Origin of the sequence: Aurantiacibacter gilvus (genome assembly GCF_038289935.1) — a bacterium.
Classification (GTDB): domain Bacteria; phylum Pseudomonadota; class Alphaproteobacteria; order Sphingomonadales; family Sphingomonadaceae; genus Alteraurantiacibacter; species Alteraurantiacibacter gilvus.
Window position 1 is genome coordinate 340972 of sequence record NZ_JBBYHV010000002.1, and the last position, 22024, is coordinate 362995.

The 22024-nt window shown below is 63.6% G+C and carries 14 protein-coding genes, 3 tRNA genes and 2 rRNA genes; 1 reads left to right on the top strand and 18 read right to left on the bottom strand.

Going from position 1 to position 22024, the window contains the following annotated elements; genetic code table 11:
- Positions 1-5 precede the first annotated feature (5 nt).
- The 12 genes from AAEO60_RS11610 to AAEO60_RS11665 all read right to left on the bottom strand — a co-directional run bounded on the left by AAEO60_RS11610 (position 6) and on the right by AAEO60_RS11665 (position 15716).
- Positions 6-929: an alpha/beta hydrolase gene (locus AAEO60_RS11610; protein WP_341673877.1), complete on the bottom strand. Its 924-nt coding sequence runs from the start codon at positions 927-929 to the stop codon at positions 6-8.
- Positions 929-1903, bottom strand: coding sequence for an alpha/beta hydrolase (locus AAEO60_RS11615; protein ID WP_341673878.1), 975 nt, complete (start codon positions 1901-1903; stop codon positions 929-931). The genes AAEO60_RS11610 and AAEO60_RS11615 overlap by 1 nt, the downstream gene beginning before the upstream one ends.
- A 22-nt stretch (positions 1904-1925) precedes the next feature.
- Entirely contained in the window at positions 1926-3650 is a 1725-nt protein-coding gene (locus tag AAEO60_RS11620) for a CocE/NonD family hydrolase (protein WP_341673879.1), read from the bottom strand.
- Between the two features lie 91 nt (positions 3651-3741).
- A complete protein-coding gene (locus AAEO60_RS11625; protein WP_341673880.1) occupies positions 3742-4902 on the bottom strand; it encodes a CaiB/BaiF CoA transferase family protein in 1161 nt (386 codons plus the stop codon).
- The gene (gene dctP / locus AAEO60_RS11630; protein WP_341673881.1) at positions 4899-5930 is read right to left on the bottom strand and encodes a TRAP transporter substrate-binding protein DctP; all 1032 of its coding nucleotides are present in this window, start codon (positions 5928-5930) and stop codon (positions 4899-4901) included. The genes AAEO60_RS11625 and dctP overlap by 4 nt, the downstream gene beginning before the upstream one ends.
- The gene (locus tag AAEO60_RS11635) at positions 5927-7213 is read right to left on the bottom strand and encodes a 2-hydroxyacyl-CoA dehydratase subunit D (protein ID WP_341673882.1); all 1287 of its coding nucleotides are present in this window, start codon (positions 7211-7213) and stop codon (positions 5927-5929) included. Before AAEO60_RS11635 ends, dctP begins: the two co-directional genes overlap by 4 nt.
- Positions 7210-9297: a CaiB/BaiF CoA-transferase family protein gene (locus AAEO60_RS11640; protein ID WP_341673883.1), complete on the bottom strand. Its 2088-nt coding sequence runs from the start codon at positions 9295-9297 to the stop codon at positions 7210-7212. The genes AAEO60_RS11635 and AAEO60_RS11640 overlap by 4 nt, the downstream gene beginning before the upstream one ends.
- The gene (locus AAEO60_RS11645; protein ID WP_341673884.1) at positions 9294-10136 is read right to left on the bottom strand and encodes a 2-hydroxyacyl-CoA dehydratase; all 843 of its coding nucleotides are present in this window, start codon (positions 10134-10136) and stop codon (positions 9294-9296) included. Before AAEO60_RS11645 ends, AAEO60_RS11640 begins: the two co-directional genes overlap by 4 nt.
- A gap of 39 nt (positions 10137-10175) precedes the next feature.
- A complete protein-coding gene (locus AAEO60_RS11650; RefSeq protein WP_341673885.1) occupies positions 10176-11486 on the bottom strand; it encodes a TRAP transporter large permease in 1311 nt (436 codons plus the stop codon).
- A complete protein-coding gene (locus AAEO60_RS11655; RefSeq protein ID WP_341673886.1) occupies positions 11483-11926 on the bottom strand; it encodes a TRAP transporter small permease in 444 nt (147 codons plus the stop codon). Before AAEO60_RS11655 ends, AAEO60_RS11650 begins: the two co-directional genes overlap by 4 nt.
- Before the next feature lies 1 nt (position 11927).
- The gene (locus tag AAEO60_RS11660) at positions 11928-13028 is read right to left on the bottom strand and encodes a CapA family protein (protein WP_341673887.1); all 1101 of its coding nucleotides are present in this window, start codon (positions 13026-13028) and stop codon (positions 11928-11930) included.
- Positions 13029-13064: 36 nt separating this feature from the next.
- On the bottom strand, positions 13065-15716 hold the full coding sequence (locus AAEO60_RS11665) for a TonB-dependent receptor domain-containing protein (RefSeq protein WP_341673888.1): 2652 nt from the start codon (positions 15714-15716) through the stop codon (positions 13065-13067).
- Between the two features lie 203 nt (positions 15717-15919).
- Here AAEO60_RS11665 and AAEO60_RS11670 point away from each other — a divergent pair, with 203 nt between their 5' ends.
- The gene (locus AAEO60_RS11670) at positions 15920-16600 is read left to right on the top strand and encodes a GntR family transcriptional regulator (protein WP_341673889.1); all 681 of its coding nucleotides are present in this window, start codon (positions 15920-15922) and stop codon (positions 16598-16600) included.
- A gap of 21 nt (positions 16601-16621) precedes the next feature.
- Here AAEO60_RS11670 and AAEO60_RS11675 read toward each other — a convergent pair whose 3' ends face one another.
- The 6 genes from AAEO60_RS11675 to AAEO60_RS11700 form a co-directional block, all read right to left on the bottom strand.
- Positions 16622-18025: an aldehyde dehydrogenase gene (locus AAEO60_RS11675; RefSeq protein ID WP_341673890.1), complete on the bottom strand. Its 1404-nt coding sequence runs from the start codon at positions 18023-18025 to the stop codon at positions 16622-16624.
- Positions 18026-18317: 292 nt separating this feature from the next.
- Positions 18318-18394: transfer RNA gene (locus tag AAEO60_RS11680), tRNA-Met, on the bottom strand.
- Positions 18395-18500: 106 nt separating this feature from the next.
- Positions 18501-18615: ribosomal RNA gene (gene rrf / locus AAEO60_RS11685) — 5S ribosomal RNA — on the bottom strand.
- A gap of 139 nt (positions 18616-18754) precedes the next feature.
- Positions 18755-21546 (bottom strand): 23S ribosomal RNA (locus AAEO60_RS11690).
- Positions 21547-21801: 255 nt separating this feature from the next.
- Positions 21802-21877, bottom strand: a tRNA-Ala gene (locus AAEO60_RS11695).
- A 16-nt stretch (positions 21878-21893) separates the two neighbouring features.
- Positions 21894-21970 (bottom strand) — tRNA-Ile (locus tag AAEO60_RS11700).
- Positions 21971-22024 lie beyond the last annotated feature (54 nt).

The following is a 22024-nucleotide window of genomic DNA, read 5'->3' on the forward strand; positions in this document are numbered from 1 at the left end:
CACTCTTATCCCTCTTCCAGGAGGCCTCTCTCGGCCATCCATTCAAACAGACGCGGTCCCCACAGGTCGACCGTCATGGAAAAATTCGGCACTTCGTAGACGTGCAGCTCGACCTTCTCGTCAGCCGCCTTCCAGATCGAGAAGACCGCGAGCAGGCCGTCGGTCACCGGGCCGTGATCGGCCTCGGTCACCAGGAACAGCGGCGGGGCCGGATCGGGCACGTGGACGTCCTGCAGGCTCGGCCCGAAGATCGAGATGAAGAAATCGGGCCGCTGTTCATCGGGCGCGTCGGCCAGCATGGCGGCAAAGGCCACGCCGCCGCCCGCCGAGGTGCCGATGGCGCCGATCCGGTCCGGGTCGAGGCCCAGTTCGTCGCTGCGGGCATGGAGCATGGCGAAGGCAGTCTGCGCATCCTGCGTGGCGAGTTCGAGCACCCGGTTCACCGCCGCGTCGCCGCGTGCGGGATTGGCATTGCCGTTGACGATTTCCATCGCAGGGAAGCGGATCGGCGGGGCATCGGGATCGGGCGGGCGGCACTCGGTATTGATCTGGCCTGCGGGCAGCTGCCGCGTGCGGTATTCCAGCAGCATGACGGCCACGCCGTGTTCGAGGAAAGCCGCGATCTCGTCGTCGGCGCCTTCGCCCAGGCCCAGTACGCGCAGGCCGCCGCCCGGCAGCATCAGCACCGCCGCGCCGGTCGCCGTGTCGGCGTCGGGCAGGTAGAGGTCGTAGCGCGGCTGGCTGGTATTGTAGATCGACACCGATCCCCGGCAGGCCGTCTCGACGCGCGGCTCGGTCCAGTCATCCGAGCCGGGAGCCGGTCCCTCGTAGAGCATGCCGCTTTCGAACGGCACTTCGTGTGCAGCGGCGGGCGCTCCCCCCAGCCCCGCCGCTGCGATCGTGAGCGCGATCCAGCGATGGTTCTTCATCACCATCCCTTGCGCTCCAGCGTCCATTCGGTGCCCGAACACAGGCGGCAGTTCTCGCCCGTGAAGGTGCGCGCGGCCACTTCGTCACCGCGTAACTGCCATTCGAGCCAGTCGACCGCGACATGCGCCACCGCGCCGCCCATCGGCTGGCCGAAAGTGCCGCCGTGCCCCACCGGCAGGTCTGCCAGCATGATCGGCACGTGGTCGACACGGGCGAAGTCGTCCGTGCCGTTGGGGTGAGCAATGTCGGTCGGTCCGCCGAGCACGTAGAGCACCGGCTGGTGGAAGTTTGACAGCATGTCCTTCGACACGGTCACGCCCCGGATCGGGCTGGTCTCGTTGTTGTAGATGCCGCTGTTGTGGATCAGCACGGTATCGATGCGCGGGTCGGCTGCCAGCTCGATCGCCTGCAACCCGCCGCAGCTGTGGCCCGCCACGGCCAGGGCATCGGTGTCGACCCGGCCATAGAAGGGGCTGTTGGGATTGCCGTCCTGCTCCAGCGCCCAGTCGATTCCGGCGATCACGTCTTCTGCCGTGGTGGCAGGCGGCGGCAGGCCGCCACCTTCGGGCATGGCCTGCTGCACGCGCGGATGCGGGGCACCGGGGCCGCTGCGCCAGTGGCCCGCGGCCACGACGAGGTAACCGTAGCTGGCGATCTGGGCGAGGTGGAAGCGGTGGGCGGTGCCGTCATCGGCGCAGGCACCGTTGCCCCAGGCCAGCACCGGCAAGTGCCCGCCGAAGAACGGCGACATGTCGGCGGGGCGGTAGACGACGTGGCCGGGCAGGCTGTCGTATTCCTCGATCACGGCGGGATAGGGGCCGTCGCCAGCGGTATTGGGCAGGCGATTGCGCTCTTCCATCATGCGCTGCATGGCTTCGGGATCGGGCGGACCGTCCTGTGCCATGGCGCCCGCCGGAAGGCACAGCGCCGCCAGCATGGCCAGCCCTGCTGCAACTATTCCTCTCGCCCGCATGTCTCTCTCCCGATCCTTCACGTCAGTTGCCGCTGGCTTCCATCACCAGCGGCAGGTCTATCCGCGATCCGGCCTCCCAGCCGTGGCTGATGGTGATCACCGGCGCTGGGTCCTGCCGCAGGTCGGCAAGGTTGCGCTGGCGCGGGTCTGCCCCGGTCACCACGAAGCGCAGGCGCGAGCCCGCCGGCACGTGGCGCGAAGTTGCCAGCATGGGCACCACCAGCTGCGCGGCTTCGCCCGGCACCAGCGGTTCGGCGTCGGTCGAGCGGCCCGAATGCCACGGCATGCCGAGGTTGTCCCACGGTGCCTCGCTGATGGCGCGCTGCGAGGCCTTGAGGCGGCCGAAGGAGATCACCTCCGCCGTGCCTTCCGCGTCGACCACTTCGAGGTAGACGAAGACGTCCACGTCCTCCCGGTCCGCCGCCAGCGTCACATGCGCCGTGGGGAAGCCGAGCAGGTCGATATCGCTTGCCAGCGGTTCGCTGTCGTAGACCAGGCCATGCTCGTCGAGCGGGCTGGGCCAGAAGGCGAAATAGGCGTCGTTGGCCACGTCGTAGTCGACCGCGAAGCTGGCCGATCCGGTAGACCCGGCATCGGGTGCCAGGGTGCCCTGCTCGCCATCGCCGCCAAGGTAGTAGGACAGGTTGGCGGCCCCGGCCCCGGGAAAGCTGTCGCCGCGCACATAGTGCCCGCCGTCGCCGTCCTCGTCAGCCCAGTAGGTGACGCGCGGCTGGTCGGCGAACCCGTTGTCCACGCCCTTCAGGTGGAAATCGAAATAGCGCACGATCTCGCCCGTGAAATCGAAGTCGCGCGGAGTCTCGCAGTGGCTGCCCGGCCCCACCAGTAGGCGGCTGTCGAGGTTCTCGGCAGCCACGATCACGTCGCTGGTCGGCTCGTCGTTCCAGTTGCCCCAGAAATAGGTGGCAATGCCGGCTTCGCGGATGGTGTCGGCATATTGCCAGATCGCCACTTCGTCCCAGAAGGCATTGCCGGTCAGGTCGGACACGCTGTCGCGGTAGGGCATGCCGTACCACAGGCCAGCCATCGGCGTGTTGTCCGCGTGCTGGGCGACTGCCGCGCGCAGCATGGAGCCGTCGGTATCGGCATCGACCGGCACGCTGGCAAGGTCGTCGGACAGCGGCTCGTCCGGACGGGTGTTGAACTGCGCGGTGATCCCGCCCCGGCGCACAAAGGCGTACTTGTCCCAGTCACTGGCGCCGGTGAAGATCGCCCGCAGCGAAGGCGGCGCGGTGCTGGCCGTGTGCATGGTGGTGCCGCCGAGGTAGGAACAGCCGACCATGCCGACGTCGCCGGTGGAATAGTCCTGCGCCGCGAGCCATTCGACCAGGTCATGACCGTCCATCGCCTCGGTCCGGTCCTGGAAGCCGCGGCGTGCGCCGAACGAGGCGCCCTTGCCGCGGATGTCGGCCACGGCCACGACGTAGCCCGCGCGGAGCAGCGAACGCAGCGCCAGCCCGTCCTGCAAGGCGGTTTCGACCACCTCTCCGTCGCGCCCGACATGGCGGGCGCGGTAGGGCGTGAAAACGAAGATCACCGGCAGCGGGTCGGTTTCCACCCCGTCGGCATCAGCCGGACGATAGACATTGACCGCCAGCTGCGTCCCGTCGCGCACCGGCACATAGAGCGATTCCCGCGCGTATTCGGGATAGTCGTGCCCCGAGGCTGGTACGGCAGCAAGGTTCAGCGCCAGGATCGCGAGCAGCAGATTGCGCAACAGTCTGGTCATTGTCCTCTCCAGCTCGGCAAGTGCACATTCTTCCCGGCGAAACCGCAACCCCAATGCGACTGACGAAATCGTTGACAATGTGCGCGCACTTTCACTCGTCACTTTCGGCGAGCCAGCGCAGGATCTCTTCGCGGTGTTCGTCGAGGCGCGGAGGGGGCTGGTCCGTGCCCGGGTTGCCCGGCTCCATGGTAAAGCCTGCATTGGGCACGGCGACGTCGCCGCTTACCGGCAGGCCTTCGATATTGACCCGCAACAGGCTGTCTGTGCGGCACAACTGGGCGGCCTCGTCCACCCGCCGCACCATGCCGCAAGGGATACCGGCCTCGCTCAACAGCCGCTCCCAGTCGGCCGCGTCGCGCTTGCGCATCATTTCATCAAGCTGGACGAACAAGATATCGAAATTCTCGCGCCGGGCATCAGCATCCGCAAAGCGCGGGTCCGTCAGCCATTCGGAGTGTCCTACGAGCTCCGCAAAGGCGGCAAACTGGTTGTCCTGCACCACGCCCAGCGACAGGAAGCGGCCGTCGCGTGCCTCGAACACACCAGCCGTGGGCAGTTCGCTGTAGCCGGTGTTGCCCAGCCGCTTCAGCGTGCTGCCAGTGGTGAGGAAGGGAGTGAGTGCGGAGGTCATGAACGACATGGTCGCGTCGAGCATCGACACGTCGATATATGCGCCCTCGCCCGTGCGCAGCCGCTGGATCAGCGCACCAAGAATGGCGGTGGCGGCGGTCTGGCCCGTCAGGGTGTCGACGATGGGGAAGCCGATGCGGATAGGCGGATCGCCCTCTGCCCCGCTCAGCATCATCATGCCGCTGGTGGCCTGGACGATATTGTCGATCGCCGGCCAGTCGCGCTGCGGGCTGTCCTGGCCGTAGCCGGACACCGAACAGAAGACGATACCTGGATTGGTCTTGCAGACGTCCTCGTAACCGAAGCCCAGCCGCCCGATCACCCCGGGGCGGAAGTTCTCCAGCAGCACGTCGCAGCGATCGACAATCTGGCGCGCGATGTCGCGGTCGGCGGGGTCCTTCAGGTCGAGCGCGATGGATTTCTTGCCGACATTGGCGGCGATGAATGCCGGGCTCATCCCGCGGAAATCGCGGTTGCTGCCGTAGTTGCGGAACTGGTCGCCCTGCTTGGGTTCGATCTTGATGACCTCGGCCCCCATCAGGCGAAGCACGTGGCTGGCGAAAGGGCCGGCCATGACATGGCTGAAGTCTGCTATCCGAAATCCGGCCAGCGGCTGATTCACGATTGGTCTCCACAACTGATCTGGTCTCGCGCCGTGATGCTCTCACGCGCAACGCGATAGGCTTGCAGCCCGTCGATGCCGAAGCGCGACAGCGCAACGGCGTTGGCCCGGCCTTCGCCAAGGTACAGCTCGTCGAATGCCTGCTGCTCGGCTTCGGATGGGTAGGTGTACTGGACAATCCCCTCGCCGGCATCGCGCCCGACCTGTTCCGATGCCAGGATTTCCTCGGCCAGCGCGGCTTCCCACACGGCAGAGCTGCGCTCCAGCACCTCGCGCTGCCAGTCTTCCAGGCTGTTCCAGCGCGCCGTGCCCATGGCCCGGGCCGGATAGGCACCGCGCGGGACTTTCAGCTCGAAATAATACCGCGCGACTTCGGTGAAATGCAGCGCGCGGAAGGTGTCGGGCGGGGCAACCACGCCGTCGATCACGCCCTTGGCCAGCGCGGAGTAAACCTCGCCCATGGGCATGTTCACCGGGTCCGCCCCCAGCTCGCGCAGCACCGGCAGCAATTCGGTCGGCGCGCGAATACGCAGGCCGCGAAGGTCCTCGAGGCTAGTGAGCGGGCGGTCGCGCGTCAGGATTCCCGGCATCAGACCGCCCTGCACCGCCAGCACCTCGAGCCCTTCCAGTTCTTCCGCGAACTGCGGCACTCTGGCTTCCATGCAGCGATAGAGCGCCACCTGCGATGCCACCGAGTCTGCGCCGCTGTAGAAACCCGTCTGGATGCGGAGCAGGTGCGTGCCGCCGCGCACGTAGATCGGCGTAATGAGGCCGATGTCGGCGACGCCGTGGCGCAGCTCTTCCATCGACATGTCGGCGGACAGCAGGGCGCCAGACCAGATCGGGCGGATCACCAGCCGACCCTGCGATTCCTCTTCCACGTAATCCATCCAGCGCTGGTCTGCCTGGCTGAACGGGTGGGAAGGCGGATAGGGCGTGGCATAGGTCAGCTCGGTCACCCCTTCCGGCACCTCGCGCGCGCAGGCCGACAGGGCCAGCAAGGCAAGCAGGGCCAGCAGGTACCTCACGCGAGTCCCTCCTCGCGCAGGAAGCCGTCGACCATGGCCACCATGCGGTCATGGTCCCAGACCTTGGCATCGACCATGTCGGCGTCGATCATCAGCACCGATACCCCGGCTGCACGCAAGCTGGCGGCGGTGGCCTTGGTGCCCGACTGCGACAGGCGGTTGTCCGGCGGCAGCAGCACCACGGCGGCGTCGATCCCGCATCGCTGCGCTTCGGAGACCATCCATGAATTCATCCACGGCGGCAGGTGCAGCGTCTCGTTCATCGAGGCGATGCGGCTGGCCAGCGCCTCCATCGGCTTGTCCTTGAGGTCACGAATGTAGGCCGGACCCGCAAAGGGCATGTACATCGACCAGACGAACACCGCGCCGATCGTCTCTTCCAGCGCCTGGTAGAAGCCCGGATCGTGCCAGACCCCGGCACCGATCCACATCAGCCGCAGCTTCTCGTTGCTCGAAGCGCCGTGGCCGCTGTCGATCAGGCCCATCACCTCGTCGCGGAATTCCTTGGCATGGGCCACGGCCCAGTCCGACCCGCGATGCCACTGCGGGATCATGGTGTTGGGCATCTGTTCGGCAATCGAGACCGGACACGGACGCGCCTTGCCGATGGCCTGGGCAGCCTCCCAAATATAGCCTTCCTGCACGTTGATCTGCTCCATCAGGTGATGGAACTTCGCTGCGTCGAACCGGCGTCCAGTGCGGTTCTCGAGCAAGGCGATCAGGTCCGCCATCTCGCGCACCATGTGCTGGATGCGGTCCGGCTGGAAGACGCGCTCCCACTCGCTGCGGGAATTGGCGAACCATTGCGGGTCCTTGTCGGTCCACGCGGGGGCCTCCATCGGGAAGAACTCGCTCCCCAGCGCCTGCGACCACTGGCCGAACACCTGCTGGATGCAGTCACAGGTCAGGCGCGCGACCATGACGGTCGGCTTGGGCAGCCCGCCCCAGGGCGCAGTTTCCGGATCGTCGGCCAGCGTACAGGCCAGCCCCAGCGAGCAGTACTTGCAGCTGTTGGCGGGATAGCCCTTGGCCACCATGGCATCGAAATAGCGCGTGGAGAGCTGCTTCGCCGAGATGTAGGCCGACCACCACTGGTTGGTGATGATCGGGATATCCATCGCGTGGAACAGCTCGTGCGGGGTGTCGGCCTGGACGATGGCGTAGGGCTCGCGGTCTTCCACCACCCGGCGGCGCAGTTCCTTGCCGAATTCGCGCTGGTAGGCGGTGGCCCGCTGGGTGCAGGCCAGCCGCTTCTGGCTGCGCTGGTTGGCTGAGGTGCTCATGTGAACAACCCTCCGGCTTCGAGTTCGGCAACGCGTTCCGGCGAGAGGCCGGCAATGCGGGTGGCAATTTCGTGCGAATGTTCGCCCATTCCCGGTGCCCGGAAGGGCGCCATGGCATCGCGCGAGAAGGCAATCGGCGTGGCGATGTGGCCGAAGGGGCCGAGCACGGCATGCTCCAGCATGACCAGCGCGTCGCGGGCAGCGATCTGCGGATCCTTGTCGAGCAGGTCCTCGCAGTCCTGCAAGGCACCTGCGGCAATCCCCGCTGCCTGCAATTGTTCCATGATGGCATGGTCCGTCCGCGTGCGCGTCCAGCCGGCAATGTCCGGTCCGGTGATGGCTTCAAGCCGCCGCTTCTCTTCTGCCGAGAAGGTACTGATCGCTACCCAGCGGTCTTCCCCGGCGGCAGGGAACACGTCCTGGAAAAAGACCGCCGGATCGGCATTTCCCATCCGCTGCGGCGCCCCGCCGGCCTTGGCCATGGCGAGGAAGTCGCGCATCTGCTGGACGCAGATCTCGTACATGCTGGCGTCGATATGGCAGCCCTGCCCGGTCTGCCGACGATGCTGGAGAGCCGCCGCCACGTGGCCCGCCATGACGAAGGGCACGATCACGTCGCCGTAGGGAACAGCGCCCGGAATCACCGGATCGCCATCGCGGTAGCCGGTCTGGTATGTGCGCCCCGACAGGGCACCGCCAGTGCCGTCGACACCCCATTCCTTCGCCAGCGGCCCGGTCTGTCCGAAAACGCTGCCGGACACCATCACGATGCCGGGATTACGCTGCGCTAGGCTGTCGTAGTCGAGCCCGAGCTTGGCCATGGTGCCGGGCGAGAAATTCTCGACCACCACGTCGGCCCAGTCGATGAGCGGGTCGAGCACCTCGCGCGCCTCGGGCGCCTTGAGGTTTATCGTCAGCGACTTCTTCGAGGAGTTCAGGTGGGCGAACCACGGCTTGTCGTCGAGGCTGCCTGCCGACGATGCGGAAACCTGCACGTCGAGACGCGACAGGTCCGGTCGTCCGCGGCTTTCGATCTTGACGATCTCCGCGCCCATGTCGCCCAGTGTCTTGGTGGTGATCGAACCGACCAGTGCCCAGGCGAAGTCGAGCACTTTCACCCCGCTCAGTGGTCCGGGACGCTCGCCCGCGTGGATCGCCGGTGCAGCGGCCTTGCCCTCGCCTGCGCGGATTGCGGCAAAGCGTTCGGGCAAACCGTCTGCTGTATCAAGGAAGCCGCGCGCCTTGAGGTGTTCGTCCTTCAGCACATCAGCCGGCTCGTTCACCACACAGGCATTGATGCCCCGGCGGCGGCCTTCGGTGGCAATGTCTTTCTTGGTCTTGGTGGCGAAGAAGGCAGTCATCGCCGCTTCCCACTCGGCGCGGGTTTCCGCTGGCAAAGTCGAGCGGTTGTAAGCCAGCCAGTCGACGCCCTGCATAGGATTGTCGATACCGCTTTCGTCCATCCAGTCGGACAGGCCCTTGTTGGCAGGGGCGCCCAGCCGCCCGGTCATCAGCGCGTGGAAGCACCAGCCGTCGGCCAGTTGCCAGATCACCCGCACCTTGGCCTTGCCGTAGGCGATGCAGCCCCCGGCCCGGTCGAGCTTGCGGCGGTCGAACTGCCAGACCAGCACGCCGTTGGTGTTGCGGCTCATGGCGACCTGCTGAATGGAAACGTCGACGTGCTGTCCCTGCCCGTGCGTGCCGCGGGCAAAATGCGCCGCCATCGCGCCCGATGCCGCCACCATGTCGGCGTGGAAAGTGCAGGCATCGCCCGCTTCCTTGACCGGCTTCTGGCCCGGCTCACCGGTCAGGCGCAAGACCCCGCCCACCGCCGAGCAGACCAGTTCGCTGGACTGCCATTGCTCGCGCGGGCCGCCAGAGCCGAAGCCGGTGACCGAGACATGCACGGCGCTTTCGGGAATGGCGAGCTCGCGCGTGGCGGCCAAGCCCAGATCGTCGATCACGAAGCTTGCATCGGCCACATCGCAGCCCAGCGTCGCGCCGAGCGAGGCGAAGTAACGCGCCAGCGGCCGCTCTGCCATGCCGCCAAGAACGGCAACCTTGTGTCCTGCCAGTAACTTCATGCGGAAACACCTTCGAGAAATTCGGCAATTTCGTCTGCTGCGCCGTCTTGTGCCAGCCAGTCGCGGCGGCTCAGGACCAGGAACGGCAGACCGGATTGTTCGAGAACCGCACGTTCGGACGGCAGCTGCCAGGTCCGCGTCTCGTCCTCTTCGATATGCCAGATCACCACGGCCCGCGCGCCACTGTCGGCAATCTGCCGACACAAGCGTTCTGCCGGATCGGCAAACGAGCGCGGACCGCTGTCCTGCACATGCAAGGCCTTGGCAAGGGCGGCAAGGGGATCGTCCGATCCCTCTTCGACAGGCGCGGCGGAGGCCAGCCAGGATTGCTCCAGCGTCTGGCCTACAGGCGCGAAACCGCTTTGCTCCACCGCGTCGAACAGGCGGGTATCGGGCGGTGGGGACCCGGCCACCAGGCACACCGGACCGGATGCGACGGGCGCACGGCCGTCAAGAGCACTATTGCCTTGGCGGATCGCCGCTTCCAGCGAATCCCTGTCCACCGAAAGCTGGTCCGCCAGCGCCCTGAGCTTGTCGGCAATGTGTACGAGGCTGCTCTGGCGCGGGATCTTGGCCACGTCGAAAATCAGCGGCTCCGGCCCGCCCACCTGCCCCGTGCGCTGCATCTCGCCCAGGTAGTAGTAGAGCCGCTGCGAACTGTCGTCGGCGCGGCTGAACATGACCGCGTCGAAGTGATCGTAGTCGCCATCCAGCCAGTGCTCCAGCACGCGCGGGGCCCAGGGCTGGAACTTGCTTTCCAGCCACTGTCCGGCGCGCGGACATTCGCGGTCCGGCGTCAACGGCAGCGCGCCGCCGTGACGGCCTGCGGCCTGCAGCAACTGGTGGGGCAAATTGGGTCCGGCAATCGCTATCACGGGTCAACTTCCAAGGTATTCGGGCAGCCACAGGACAATGGCGGGGAACAGGATGATCAGCAGCAGGTGGACGAAATCGCTCATCAGGAAGGGGATCACCCCCTTGAAGATGCGCGTGATCGACACGTCCTTGGCCACGCCCTGGATGATGTAGAGGTTCATGCCGAGCGGCGGATGGACAAAGCCGATTTCCATCGCGCGGGTGATGAAGATGCCGAACCAGATCGCCGTCAGCCCGGTCGCCTCGACGATGGGCAGCAGGATCGGCGTGGTCAGCAGCATCAACGCCAGGCCATCGAGCACCGAACCCAGCAGCAGCAGGATCAGCGCAACGAGGATCAGCGTGCCGACCGTGCCGAGCGACAGGCTTTCGACGAATTCGCCAGCCGATACGGCCAGCCCGGTGACCCCGACGAAGACCGAGAACAGCAGTGCGCCGAGCAGGATCAGGTAGATCAGGCCGGTGGTGCGCAGGGTCTCGTGGAAAGCGGTGAACAGCGCCTGCTTGGTCAGCTTGCGGCGGATTGCCGCTGTCAGCAAGGCACCGGCAGAGCCGATGGCAGCTGCTTCCGCCGGACTTATCCAGCCCATCGAGATGCCGCTGATGACCAGCACCACGATGACGATGATTTCCCATATCCGCGCCAGCGCACGCCAGCGCTCGCCCCACGACGCGCGATCGCCGGTGGTGGCGAGGTGCGGCTTCCAGCGCACCAGGATGAACACCACCAGCGCGTAGAACAGCGCCTGGGTAATGCCCGGGATGATGGCCGCGGTGAACAGCGTGCCGATGGAGGTCTCGGCGATGATGCCGAAGACGATCAGCGCGCCCGAAGGCGGGATCATCTGGCCCAGCGTGCCCCCGGCAGCAATCGTGCCGGTTGCCAGCCGGTCATCGTATCCGCGCCGCTTCATCTCGGGATAGGCGACAAGGCCCACGGTTGCGGTGGTCGCGAGGCTCGATCCGTTGATCGCGCCGAACCCGCCGCACCCGGCGATAGAGGCATAGGCCAGCCCGCCCTTGCGGTGGCCAAGGAACTTCGCCGCCGCGTCGAACAGGTCGCGGCTGGCGTCGATCGAGAAGAAGATGTGCGCCATGAACAGGAACAGCGGCAGCGTGCCCAGCTCGTAGCGGGTCAGGGTGTCGACCAGGACGACGCCGCTCTTGATCAGCGCCGCCTCGGGGCCGAGCACGATGGCAAGGCCGACCAGCCCGACAATGCCCAGCGCGGCGCCGATGCGGGCACCGCCCAGCAGTAGGCCCAGCAGCAGCAGGATCCCGACAAGGCCGGAGGCAGCGGTAGCGTAGATCATTTGCGCCTCCGCACGAGGCGCAGCACCAGCAGCACGGCGCAGGCGGCAAGGCACAGGTTGGCGATCATGCGCAGCAGGGCCCAGGGGATGCCGAGGATCTCGCTCTGTTCGTAGCCGTCCCAAAGGTCAGCCGACAGCCACAGCGAACCGGCCAGCAGGCACAGCAGGAAGACCAGCGTGACGAGGTCCGATGCGCGGTCAGCGAGGCTGCGGCTGCCCGGCCCCAGCCGTTCGACCAGCAGGCGGACGCGGGCATGGGCATTGTCCCATGTCGCAATCACCAGCCCGATGGCGCCGGAAACGAGGACGATGGCCTGCATCAGCTCGATCGAGCCGGTCAGCGGCAGGCCCACGTGCCGCCCGACAACCGCAACGGTATCAACCGTGGTTGCCGCCAGCAGCGCGGCACCGCCTGTCCAGATCACGGCTTGCTTGAGCACGTCAGGCAGCCTCCGCCAGGCGGTAGGACGCGTCGACGGCGATCCCGGGCAGTCCGGCAGCGACGGTGATGTCCTGCAGGTAGCGGGCAATGTCTGCGGCGCGCTCGCCCTGCGCGAGCACCGGCCTGCCGGGCGCCACGACGTCCACCGGTACAATCGCCGGTTCCAGCGTTCCGTCATCGCGCAGGCGCAGCTTGGCGATGAAGGCGTTCACCGCTTCGGGATGGAACGGGGCCAGATGGTAAGCAGGATCGGGCCGGAAGCCGAACATCTCCTCCCGCTTGCGCGCCCATTCGCGCCGCGCCGGATGGTCCTGCGCGGGCGAGAGGGCCGAAGTGACGACGCAGCCATTGCCCAGTCCGTGGAAGATCGGCTTGCCGCGATGGAACTCGACCCCGCGAATGATGTGCGCATGGTGCGCCACAACGGCGTCGGCGCCCGCGTCTATTGCCGCCTGCGCAATCGGGCGTTCGTAGGGTGCCAGCTGCGCCGGTGTATGGACGATACCCTTGTGCAGGGCGACGATGACGACATCAGCGCGCGGACGGAGCGCGGCAATGTCCTCGGAAAGTATCTCGAGAGCGCCTGGGAGTACGCTCTCGAGATCCTTTTGTGGGGAAACTGGCGACCCGTCGACAGTCCCCACCGGGAGATAGGCACAACCTGCGCTTGCCGGACCGGCCCAGGAAAATTCCGGCCCCACGCAGTTGTAACTCAGCATGGCGATACGAAGTCCGCCGACCTCGGTGACGGCGGGCTTGCGCGCCGCGACCAGGTCCGGCCCGGCTCCGGCATGCAGGACGCCGTGTTCGTCAAGCAAGGCAATGGTATCTTCGATTCCGTCAGCGCCGCAGTCGGCGATGTGATTTCCGGCAAGGCTGACCATTCCGATGCCAGCCCGTGCAATAGCCGCGACATTCTCCGGCGGAGCTGCCGGAGCCGGCACATCGCCCGATTTCTCCAGCCCCCGGTTAGTGTGGGGTACTTCGAGATGGGCGATGGCCAGGTCTGCCGCAGCGAGTGCCGGGGCGATGCCCGCCAGCCAGTAGTCGGCGTCGGGCTCATCCAGAACCAAGTCGCCGACCAAGGCTATATCAAGCATAACTACCCCTGCACCGCCGGAACGCAGACAAGCCTATCAGAAAGAGGTCCGCAAGCTGACCGCGAACTGGCGCCCGACCGGATTTGCCACCGTGGCATCGTAGCCGCCACCACCGTTAGCGGAAGGGGCCACGTTGACGTAGGGCGGATCGACATCGAACAGGTTGCGAACCTCGAGGGTAAGCGCAGCTCGATCGACCATGCCCAGGGAGAGGCTCTCCACAAGGTCCCAGGTGACCGAGAGATCGATCGGCGTGTAGCTGTCCACGTCCTGCACCGGCGTCGTCAGCGTGTTGTCATAGCCGCCGATGTGGTTGGCCTGCAGTCGCGTGGTGAAAGGGCCATGCTCCCAGGTCACGCTGGCGCGGGCGCGGAACTTCAGCGGCTGGTAGATCTCGTTCCGCAGGTCCTCGAAGTCACCGCCGGGCGTGAAGGCCACTTCGTAGGCGGTCAGGTAAGTACCGTTTGCCTGGAAGGTCAGGAAGTCGTTGGGCCCCAACTCGGCGAAGTACCGCATGTTGAAGTCGATGCCCTGCATCTGCGAGCGCCCGAGGTTGAGGCTGCGTCCGTCGACAAAGATACAAGCGTCGGGATTCTGGTTTGCCGTACAGTCGTCGGTCGTGCCGGGGAACTGCAGGATCGGCTTGCCCTGGGCAATCAGCTCATTGATCCGCGTCAGAGCCGGTTGGCCGAACAGGATCACGTCGGTCCCTGCATATTCGTCTGCCAGCGCGAGCACCGACAGGTTCGACAGCAGTCCGCTGATCGTGTCCTCGTAGGATATGTCGAAGTAGGTGAAGCCGAAGGTCAGGTCGGGGATTACGTCAAAATCGGCACCCACCGTCCAGGTAGTCGCGGTTTCGGGCTGCAGGTCCGGGTTGGGGCCCGAGCCGTAAGTGTAGCCGCTGACGCGCGAGGGACCGGTCGGGTCCGGATTGGTGTAGGCCTGGATGAAGAGGCGCGAGCTGTTGCCGAAGATCTCGGGAAACGTCGGCGCGCGGAACGAGGTGCCAAAGCTGCCGCGCAGCCTCACGCCATCGGCAGGTTCCCAGTTGATACCGAACTTGGGATTGGTGGTGCTGCCCACGTCACTGTAATTGTCGTGGCGCACAGCAGCCGTAAGCTCCAGCTCCTCGAAGCCCGGCGTCGCATTGCCAGGGCCGAAGATGGGCACCAGCAACTCTGCGTAGAAGGAATCTACCTTGCGGTTGCTGGTCTCTTCCGTCGGTGTACCCGGGTTGCGTGTCTGGGTGAAATCCTGGCCTTCATAGCCCACCGCCAGCGCAACTTCGCCGCCAGCCCAGTCGAACAGCGGGCCGTTGGCACCGAGCTGGTAGGTAGTCAGTTCGGCATCGGTCGGGAACGTGCGGAAGCCGCCAAAGATCGATTCCACTGTAGACGAAGCAGTCCGACCACCGCTGTAGGGATCGAGTGCGGTGCTCGGGTCGCTGCTGCGCAGGGCAACCGCCAGGGCACTGTTGGGGCCGCGGCTGTCGAGCTCGTCCGTGTTATCGGCCCGGTCGGTCGCCTCGCCATAACCAATTCGGCCTTCGATGATCCAGTCGTTTGGCAGGTTCACCCGCAGGCCCGGCGTAATCTGCCAGTTCTCCTGAAAACCTTCATATTGATCGAAGTCCCTGATTTCGCCAAAATTATAGGCGATCTGGTAGCCACCAGACCCCGGAACGTAGAAATCGGGCGCCACGAAGAAGGCATTGCTTTCCGGCACGGTGAACGTTGCGGTTACGGCGCCGGGTGAGCGCGAAAAGCGCCGCTTCGAGTAATAGCCATCGTAGAACACTTCGATCATGTCACTGATGGCAAAGGTGCCGGTGCTGTTTACAGAATCGTATTCCTGTTCCGGGAACAAATCCTGGCCCGCCAGCGCTTCGCACAGGTTTTCCGTCCCCGCCGTGAGCATCTGGCTACCGTCGTAATTGGCTGGCAGGGCGTAGGTCTGGCCCTGGTAGATCAGGGTGCCGGGCGCACAGGTGTTGACTCGGTAATCGGGCCCGCCGAACGGACGCTGGTCGGAGGTGAAGAAGTCGCGGTCGTCGCCGCTCAGGTTGGAGCGATAGGCGTGCTCATAGGCCACCATGATCTGGCCACGGTCGAACACCTTGCCCAGCGCGACGCCGGCGTTCCATTCCCAGAAATCACCGTCTTCGGAAGAGCCGATGCGGCCGAATGCCTCCACGCCATCAAGGCTGCGGCGGGGGATCAGGTTGACCACGCCCGCAACCGCATCCGAACCGTAGATGGCGGAGGCACCGTCGGCGATCACCTCGACCCGCTCGACGCCCAGCGTCGGCAGGACGGAGGGATCGATCGCGCGACCGTTATTGGTCATCCGGTGACCGTCGCTGATGATCAGCGTCGAGAACGGACCCAGGCCGCGAAGGTTGATCGAATTGGAATAGGTGGCGTTACCATTGCCGCCCGACTGCCCGCGCGAGTTTTCCGAAAAGCCGAGGTCGAGCACCTGCGGCAGCTCGCGGATCATCCGGTCCAGCGTGACCTCGCCCGATGCCTCGATCTCCTGCCGTCCCAAGGTGGTGACGGTCGCCCCTACAGGGGCAACGCCGGCAATACGGCTGCCGGTGACCACGATCGTTTCACGCGGGGCCGACTGCGCAGTCGCCTCCTCCTCATCGGTATCCTGGGCATATGCCGATACCGGGAACATCATTGCCGACAAGGCAACGCTAGCAAGCAGGCCTGAGCCGGCGCGACAACCAAAAGAGCGCATTAAATCCTCCCCAAGAACATCCATTGCCAGCCTGTTGTAGGTTCTGGCGTGGTGGCCTGATTACGCTTGCCGGATTCAGCGGCAACGAAAATATGGATAACCAAATTGTTGACAATAATGCGGGCGATACTACCAAACGAGTCATGGAAGACGCCGTAGAAGCCCTCGCCCGCAAGGGTCCGTCGAGCGCGGAGATCGCCGACTGGATCCGCGCGCAGATCCGCTCCAACAGGTTCGTGCCCGGCCAGCGACTGGTCGAAGTGGACATTATCCGCCAGACCGGCGGCAGCCGCTTCAAGGTACGCGAAGCCTACCAGAGGCTGGCGGCAGACGGCCTGGTGGAGATCGAGGAGTTTCGCGGTGCCAAGGTGCGCGGCGCCTCGATGGACGAGGTCCGCCAGCTCTATCGTGCGCGCGCGGCGCTGGAAGGCCTGTGCGCGGCGGACTTCACCGAACGCGCCAGCCAAGCCGACCGTGAGCACTTGCAGGAAATCGCCGCGGCGATGGAAGAATGCGTCGAGAACGAGCGTCCCGAGGAGTTCGGGCGGCTCAATGCGGAATGGCACCAGCTACTGATGCGCGGCGCGGGCAACCTGGTAATCGAACAAGTGGTCAAGCGGCTGAACACGCCCGTGCACCACCTCCTGTTCGGCACGTTCTACCGCGGCGAACGGCTGCGCGAGGCCGCCCGCGATCACCGCGCGATCCTCGCCGCCATCATGGCCAACGATCCGGCCGAAGCCGAACGGGCCATGCGCGAGCACGTGGAGAACGGCCTGTCGTTCCTCAGGGAACTCGACGAGGCCGTCCATTTCCACACCTGACGCGCAGGTCTGCTCCGCCTCCTAGATCGGGTAGTGTCCGGGTTCGGTTTCGAAGGTGATCCAGCGCAGTTCGGTGAAGGCGTCGATACCGGCCTTGCCGCCGAAGCGGCCATAACCCGAAGCCTTCATCCCGCCGAACGGCATCTGCGGCTCGTCGGAGACGGTGCTGGCATTGACGTGGCAGATACCCGCCTGGATCTGGCGCGCCACCTTCAGGCCGCGTGCCGTGTCCCTGGTGAAGACCGCTGACGACAGGCCGTATTGGGTGTCGTTGGCCAGCTCGATCGCGTGGGCTTCGTCGCGGGCGCGGATGATACCGACCACCGGACCGAAGCTTTCGTCGCGGAACAGCTTCATGTCCGGCGTCACCTTGTCGACGAGGTGCGCGGGCATGACGACGTTCATGGTCGTCTCGCCGCCCACCAGCAGCTCTGCACCCTTGGAAGTCGCTTCCTCGATCAGCGAGTAGCAGTGATCCACCGTCTTGCGATCGACCACGGCGCCCAGCGGGGTCTTGCCTTCGGTGGGATCGCCAGCGGGAAGATTGCGCACCTTCTCTGCAAACTTGGCTGCGAACTCGTCGGCCACGGCGTCGACCACGATGATACGCTCGGTCGACATGCAGATCTGGCCCTGGTTCATGTAGGCACCGAAACCGGCCGCCTTCACCGCCTCGTCGAGGTCGGCGTCTTCCAGCACCAGCATCGGTGCCTTGCCGCCCAGTTCCAGCAGCACGGGCTTGAGGTGTTCGGCAGCGCGCTTGGCGATGATCTTGCCGACCGCGGTGGAGCCGGTGAAGTTGATGCGCTTCACTTCCGGCGCATCGATCAGCGCGCCGACCACTTCGGGCGCATCTTCGGGCGCATTGGTGACGACATTGACCACGCCATCGGGGAAGCCGGCTTCGGCAAAGGCCTCGATGATCAGGGCATGGGTTCGCGGGCACTGTTCGCTCGCCTTCAGGATCACCGCGTTGCCGCAAGCCAGCGGCACGGCGATGGCGCGCACGCCAAGGATGATCGGCGCGTTCCACGGGGCAATGCCCAGCAGCACGCCGACCGGCTCGCGCAGGCCCATGGCCACGGTGCCTTCATGATCGGAAGGGATGACCTCGCCCGAGATCTGCGTGGTGATGGCAGCGGCTTCGCGCACCATGCCGGCAGCAAGGCCGAGGTTGAACATGGCCCAACCGGCGGTCGCGCCGATCTCGCCCATCATGGCGGCGACGAATTCGTCCTTCTTGCCCATCAACGCGTCGGCGGCCTTGTTCAGCACCGCGCGGCGGGCATTGGGGCCCATCTTCGACCAGACGGCAAAGCCTCCCTGCGCTCTCGCTGCAATCGCCGGGATGTCTCCAGGCTGCATCGCCTCCGCAGACGAGGCAACCTCGCCGGTCATCGGGTTCAATCTGTCGAAACTTGCCATCCTGCCTCTCCATTCATTGGCTTGCACCAGCGGCTGTGCCCGCCAGAGCGGGTGCCGCGTTCGCGAACGCTCATTGTGGAACGCTCGTCCGCCGTCAACTGCTCACGCACGTATCGGGCGTGAGACAGGGCGAATTCTCCCGTGTCTCGCCCAAGGGGTGAACGAGCACCGCAGGGCAAGACAAGGCAAACATGATCGGTGAAATTGTTGACAATCTTCCGGGCGCAAGCGTGCGCCGATCGCGCTACGCAACACGCAGCGGCTGGAAATGTCGGTTTTTGATGAATGACGGTGGTTGCGGGAGTTGGATTTGAACCAACGACCTTCAGGTTATGAGCCTGACGAGCTACCGGACTGCTCCATCCCGCGGCACCGTTATGTCAGGCGTCGTAGAGACGCCAAAAGGGCCGCCCCTTGCGGGTCAGCCCTCTGACTTGTGAATGGGTTATTTCCTTGCGAGCTCGCCGGCTACAATGCCTGGCGGCGTCCTACTCTTCCGTGCCTTAAGACACAGTACCATCGGCGCTGCCTGGTTTCACGGCCGAGTTCGAGATGGGATCGGGTGGGTCACAGGCGCTATGACCACCAAGCAATGAAGCCGGCGTGCGGGCAAGGTTTTAAATCGATGCACCAATCAAGGTGTTTGTTGCTGTTTAAGGCGTCATTATCCGGCTGGACAAATCCTCCACAACGCTAGGCCATTCAGGCCTGACGTTGATGGTGGGATCCACCAAGCGCGAACAGAACTATTAGGACTGGTTAGCTCCATGCATTACTGCACTTCCACACCCAGCCTATCAACGTGATGGTCTATCACGGTTCGATGATTGCTTATCTTGAGGGAGGCTTCCCGCTTAGATGCTTTCAGCGGTTATCCCGTCCATACATAGCTACCCTGCTGCACCGCTGGCGCGATGACAGGTACACCAGAGGTATGTTCACCCCGGTCCTCTCGTACTAGGGGCAACTCCTCTCAACAATCGACGCCCACGGCAGATAGGGACCAAACTGTCTCGCGACGTTCTGAACCCAGCTCACGTACCACTTTAATTGGCGAACAGCCAAACCCTTGGGACCTGCTCCAGCCCCAGGATGTGATGAGCCGACATCGAGGTGCCAAACACTGCCGTCGATATGAGCTCTTGGGCAGTATCAGCCTGTTATCCCCGGCGTACCTTTTATCCGTTGAGCGATGGCCCTTCCACGAGGGACCACCGGATCACTATGACCGACTTTCGTCTCTGCTCGACTCGTCAGTCTCGCAGTCAGGCAGGCTTATGCCATTGCACTCTCGCAGCTGGTTTCCAACCAGCCTGAGCCTACCATCGCGCGCCTCCGTTACTCTTTAGGAGGCGACCGCCCCAGTCAAACTACCCGTCACAGAGGGTCCCTGTACCGGATAACGGTACGAGGTTAGACATCAGAAAACAGCAGGGTGGTATTTCACCTATGGCTCCCCTTGGACTGGCGCCCAAGATTCAAAGCCTCCCACCTATGCTACACAGCTCTTTCCTAATGCCACTCTGAAACTGCAGTAAAGGTGCACGGGGTCTTTCCGTCTAACCGCGGGTATCCCGCATCTTCACGGGAACTTCAATTTCGCTGAGCATATCCTGGAGACAGTGGGGAAGTCGTTACGCCATTCGTGCAGGTCGGAACTTACCCGACAAGGAATTTCGCTACCTTAGGACCGTTATAGTTACGGCCGCCGTTTACTGGGGCTTCAATTCGGAGCTTGCACTCCTCCTCTTAACCTTCCAGCACCGGGCAGGCGTCAGACCCTATACGTCGTCTTGAAGCCGACTTAGCAGAGTCCTGTGTTTTTGATAAACAGTCGCTACCCCCTGGCCTGTGCCCCCTCCACACTAGTTGCCTAATGAGAGGGCCTCCTTCTTCCGAAGGTACGGAGGCAATTTGCCGAGTTCCTTCAGGATACTTCACTCAAGCGCCTTGGTATACTCTACCTGACCACCTGTGTCGGTTTCGGGTACGGTCTATATGGAGAGGCTATTTCCCGGGACAACTTGGCAGCCCTCTCAATCCGTTAAGAGAGAACTACATCCGCCATCCGTCACACATCTCCAGGCCCACGAATATTAACGTGGTTCCCATCGACTACCCCCTTCGGGCTCGTCTTAGGGGCCGGCTTACCCTGCGCCGATTAGCGTTGCGCAGGAACCCTTGGTCTTTCGGCGAGAGGGCATCTCACCCTCTTTATCGCTACTCATGTCAGCATTCGCACTTCCGATACGTCCACCGTCGGTTACCCTTCGGCTTCATCCGCTTACGGAACGCTCCGCTACCGCTCAGAATAAATTCTGAACCCTAAGCTTCGGTGCATCACTTTAGCCCCGTTACATCTTCGCCGCAGGATCTCTTATTTAGACCAGTGAGCTGTTACGCTTTCTTTAAAGGATGGCTGCTTCTAAGCCAACCTCCTGGTTGTTTTGGAAATCCCACATGCTTTCCCACTTAGTGATGACTTGGGGACCTTAGCTGTAGGTTAGGGCTGTTTCCCTTTTGACGACGGACCTTAGCACCCGCCGTCTGTCTGCCAGACAAGACTCGATGGTATTCGGAGTTTGGTTAGGTTTGGTACCGCTCGCGCGGCCCTAGCCCATCCAGTGCTCTACCCCCATCGGCATACATCTGACGCTCTACCTCAATAGATTTCGCGGAGAACCAGCTATTTCCCGGCTTGATTGGCCTTTCACCCCTAAACACAACTCATCCGATAATTTTTCAACATTAAACGGTTCGGCCCTCCAGTGCGTGTTACCGCACCTTCAGCCTGGTCATGCCTAGATCGCCGGGGTTCGGGTCTAATCCAACAAACTCATTCGCCCTATTCAGACTCGCTTTCGCTGCGCCTACACCTAACGGCTTAAGCTTGCTTGCTAGATTAAGTCACTGACCCATTATGCAAGAGGTACGCTGTCACCCCCCAAAGGGGCTCCAACTGATTGTAAGCATTCGGTTTCAGGTACTATTTCACTCCCCTAATCGGGGTGCTTTTCACCTTTCCCTCACGGTACTGTGTTCGCTATCGGTCATGTACGAGTATTTAGGCTTGGAGGGTGGTCCCCCCATGTTCAGACAGGATTTCACGTGTCCCGCCCTACTCAAGTCCTTCATCATCACTTTTACATACGGGGCTGTCACCCGCTATGGCCACTCTTTCCAAAGTGTTCTGCTAGTTGAAATGAAGGCACTGGCCTGGTCCGCGTTCGCTCGCCACTACTAACGGAATCTCGGTTGATGTCTTTTCCTCCAGGTACTGAGATGTTTCAGTTCCCCGGGTTCGCTTCACCAAAGCTATATATTCACTAAGGTGATACCTTATCCACCTCTCCTTCAACCCCCGAAAGGATCAAAGAAGAAATGGTGAAGGTGGGTTTCCCCATTCGGAAATCGCCGGATCAAAGTTTGCTCACAACTCCCCGACGCTTATCGCAGCGTGCCACGTCCTTCTTCGCCTGTACATGCCAAGGCATCCACCAAATGCTCTTACCTCACGCTTGAGAATCCACACCATCAACGACAAGCCTGCATAACGCTTGTTCGTCTTGCGACGGCATGGAGGAATTATCTCAGCCAGATAATCAATTTGATTGATTTGTGATTTGCCATCGACTGGACCAGACCAAAGGCCTTGCCAGCGCGACGACACCTCACGGCATCGATTTAAAAACCCATTCACAATGTCAAAGACGGCGACCGATGTCGCCTGACCTGCCGAAGCAGGATCCGTATTCATTTCATCCTGGAGTGTTGTCTGGTGGAGCCTATCGGGATCGAACCGATGACCCCCTGCTTGCAAAGCAGGTGCTCTCCCAGCTGAGCTAAGGCCCCTTTAGACAAGAGAAAATGGTGGGCCTGAGAGGATTTGAACCTCTGACCTCACCCTTATCAGGGGTGCGCTCTAACCAACTGAGCTACAGGCCCACACTGCCATCGCTGGCCTAACTTTCCATAGAAGGAAGGCGGCCGCGGGCGGCG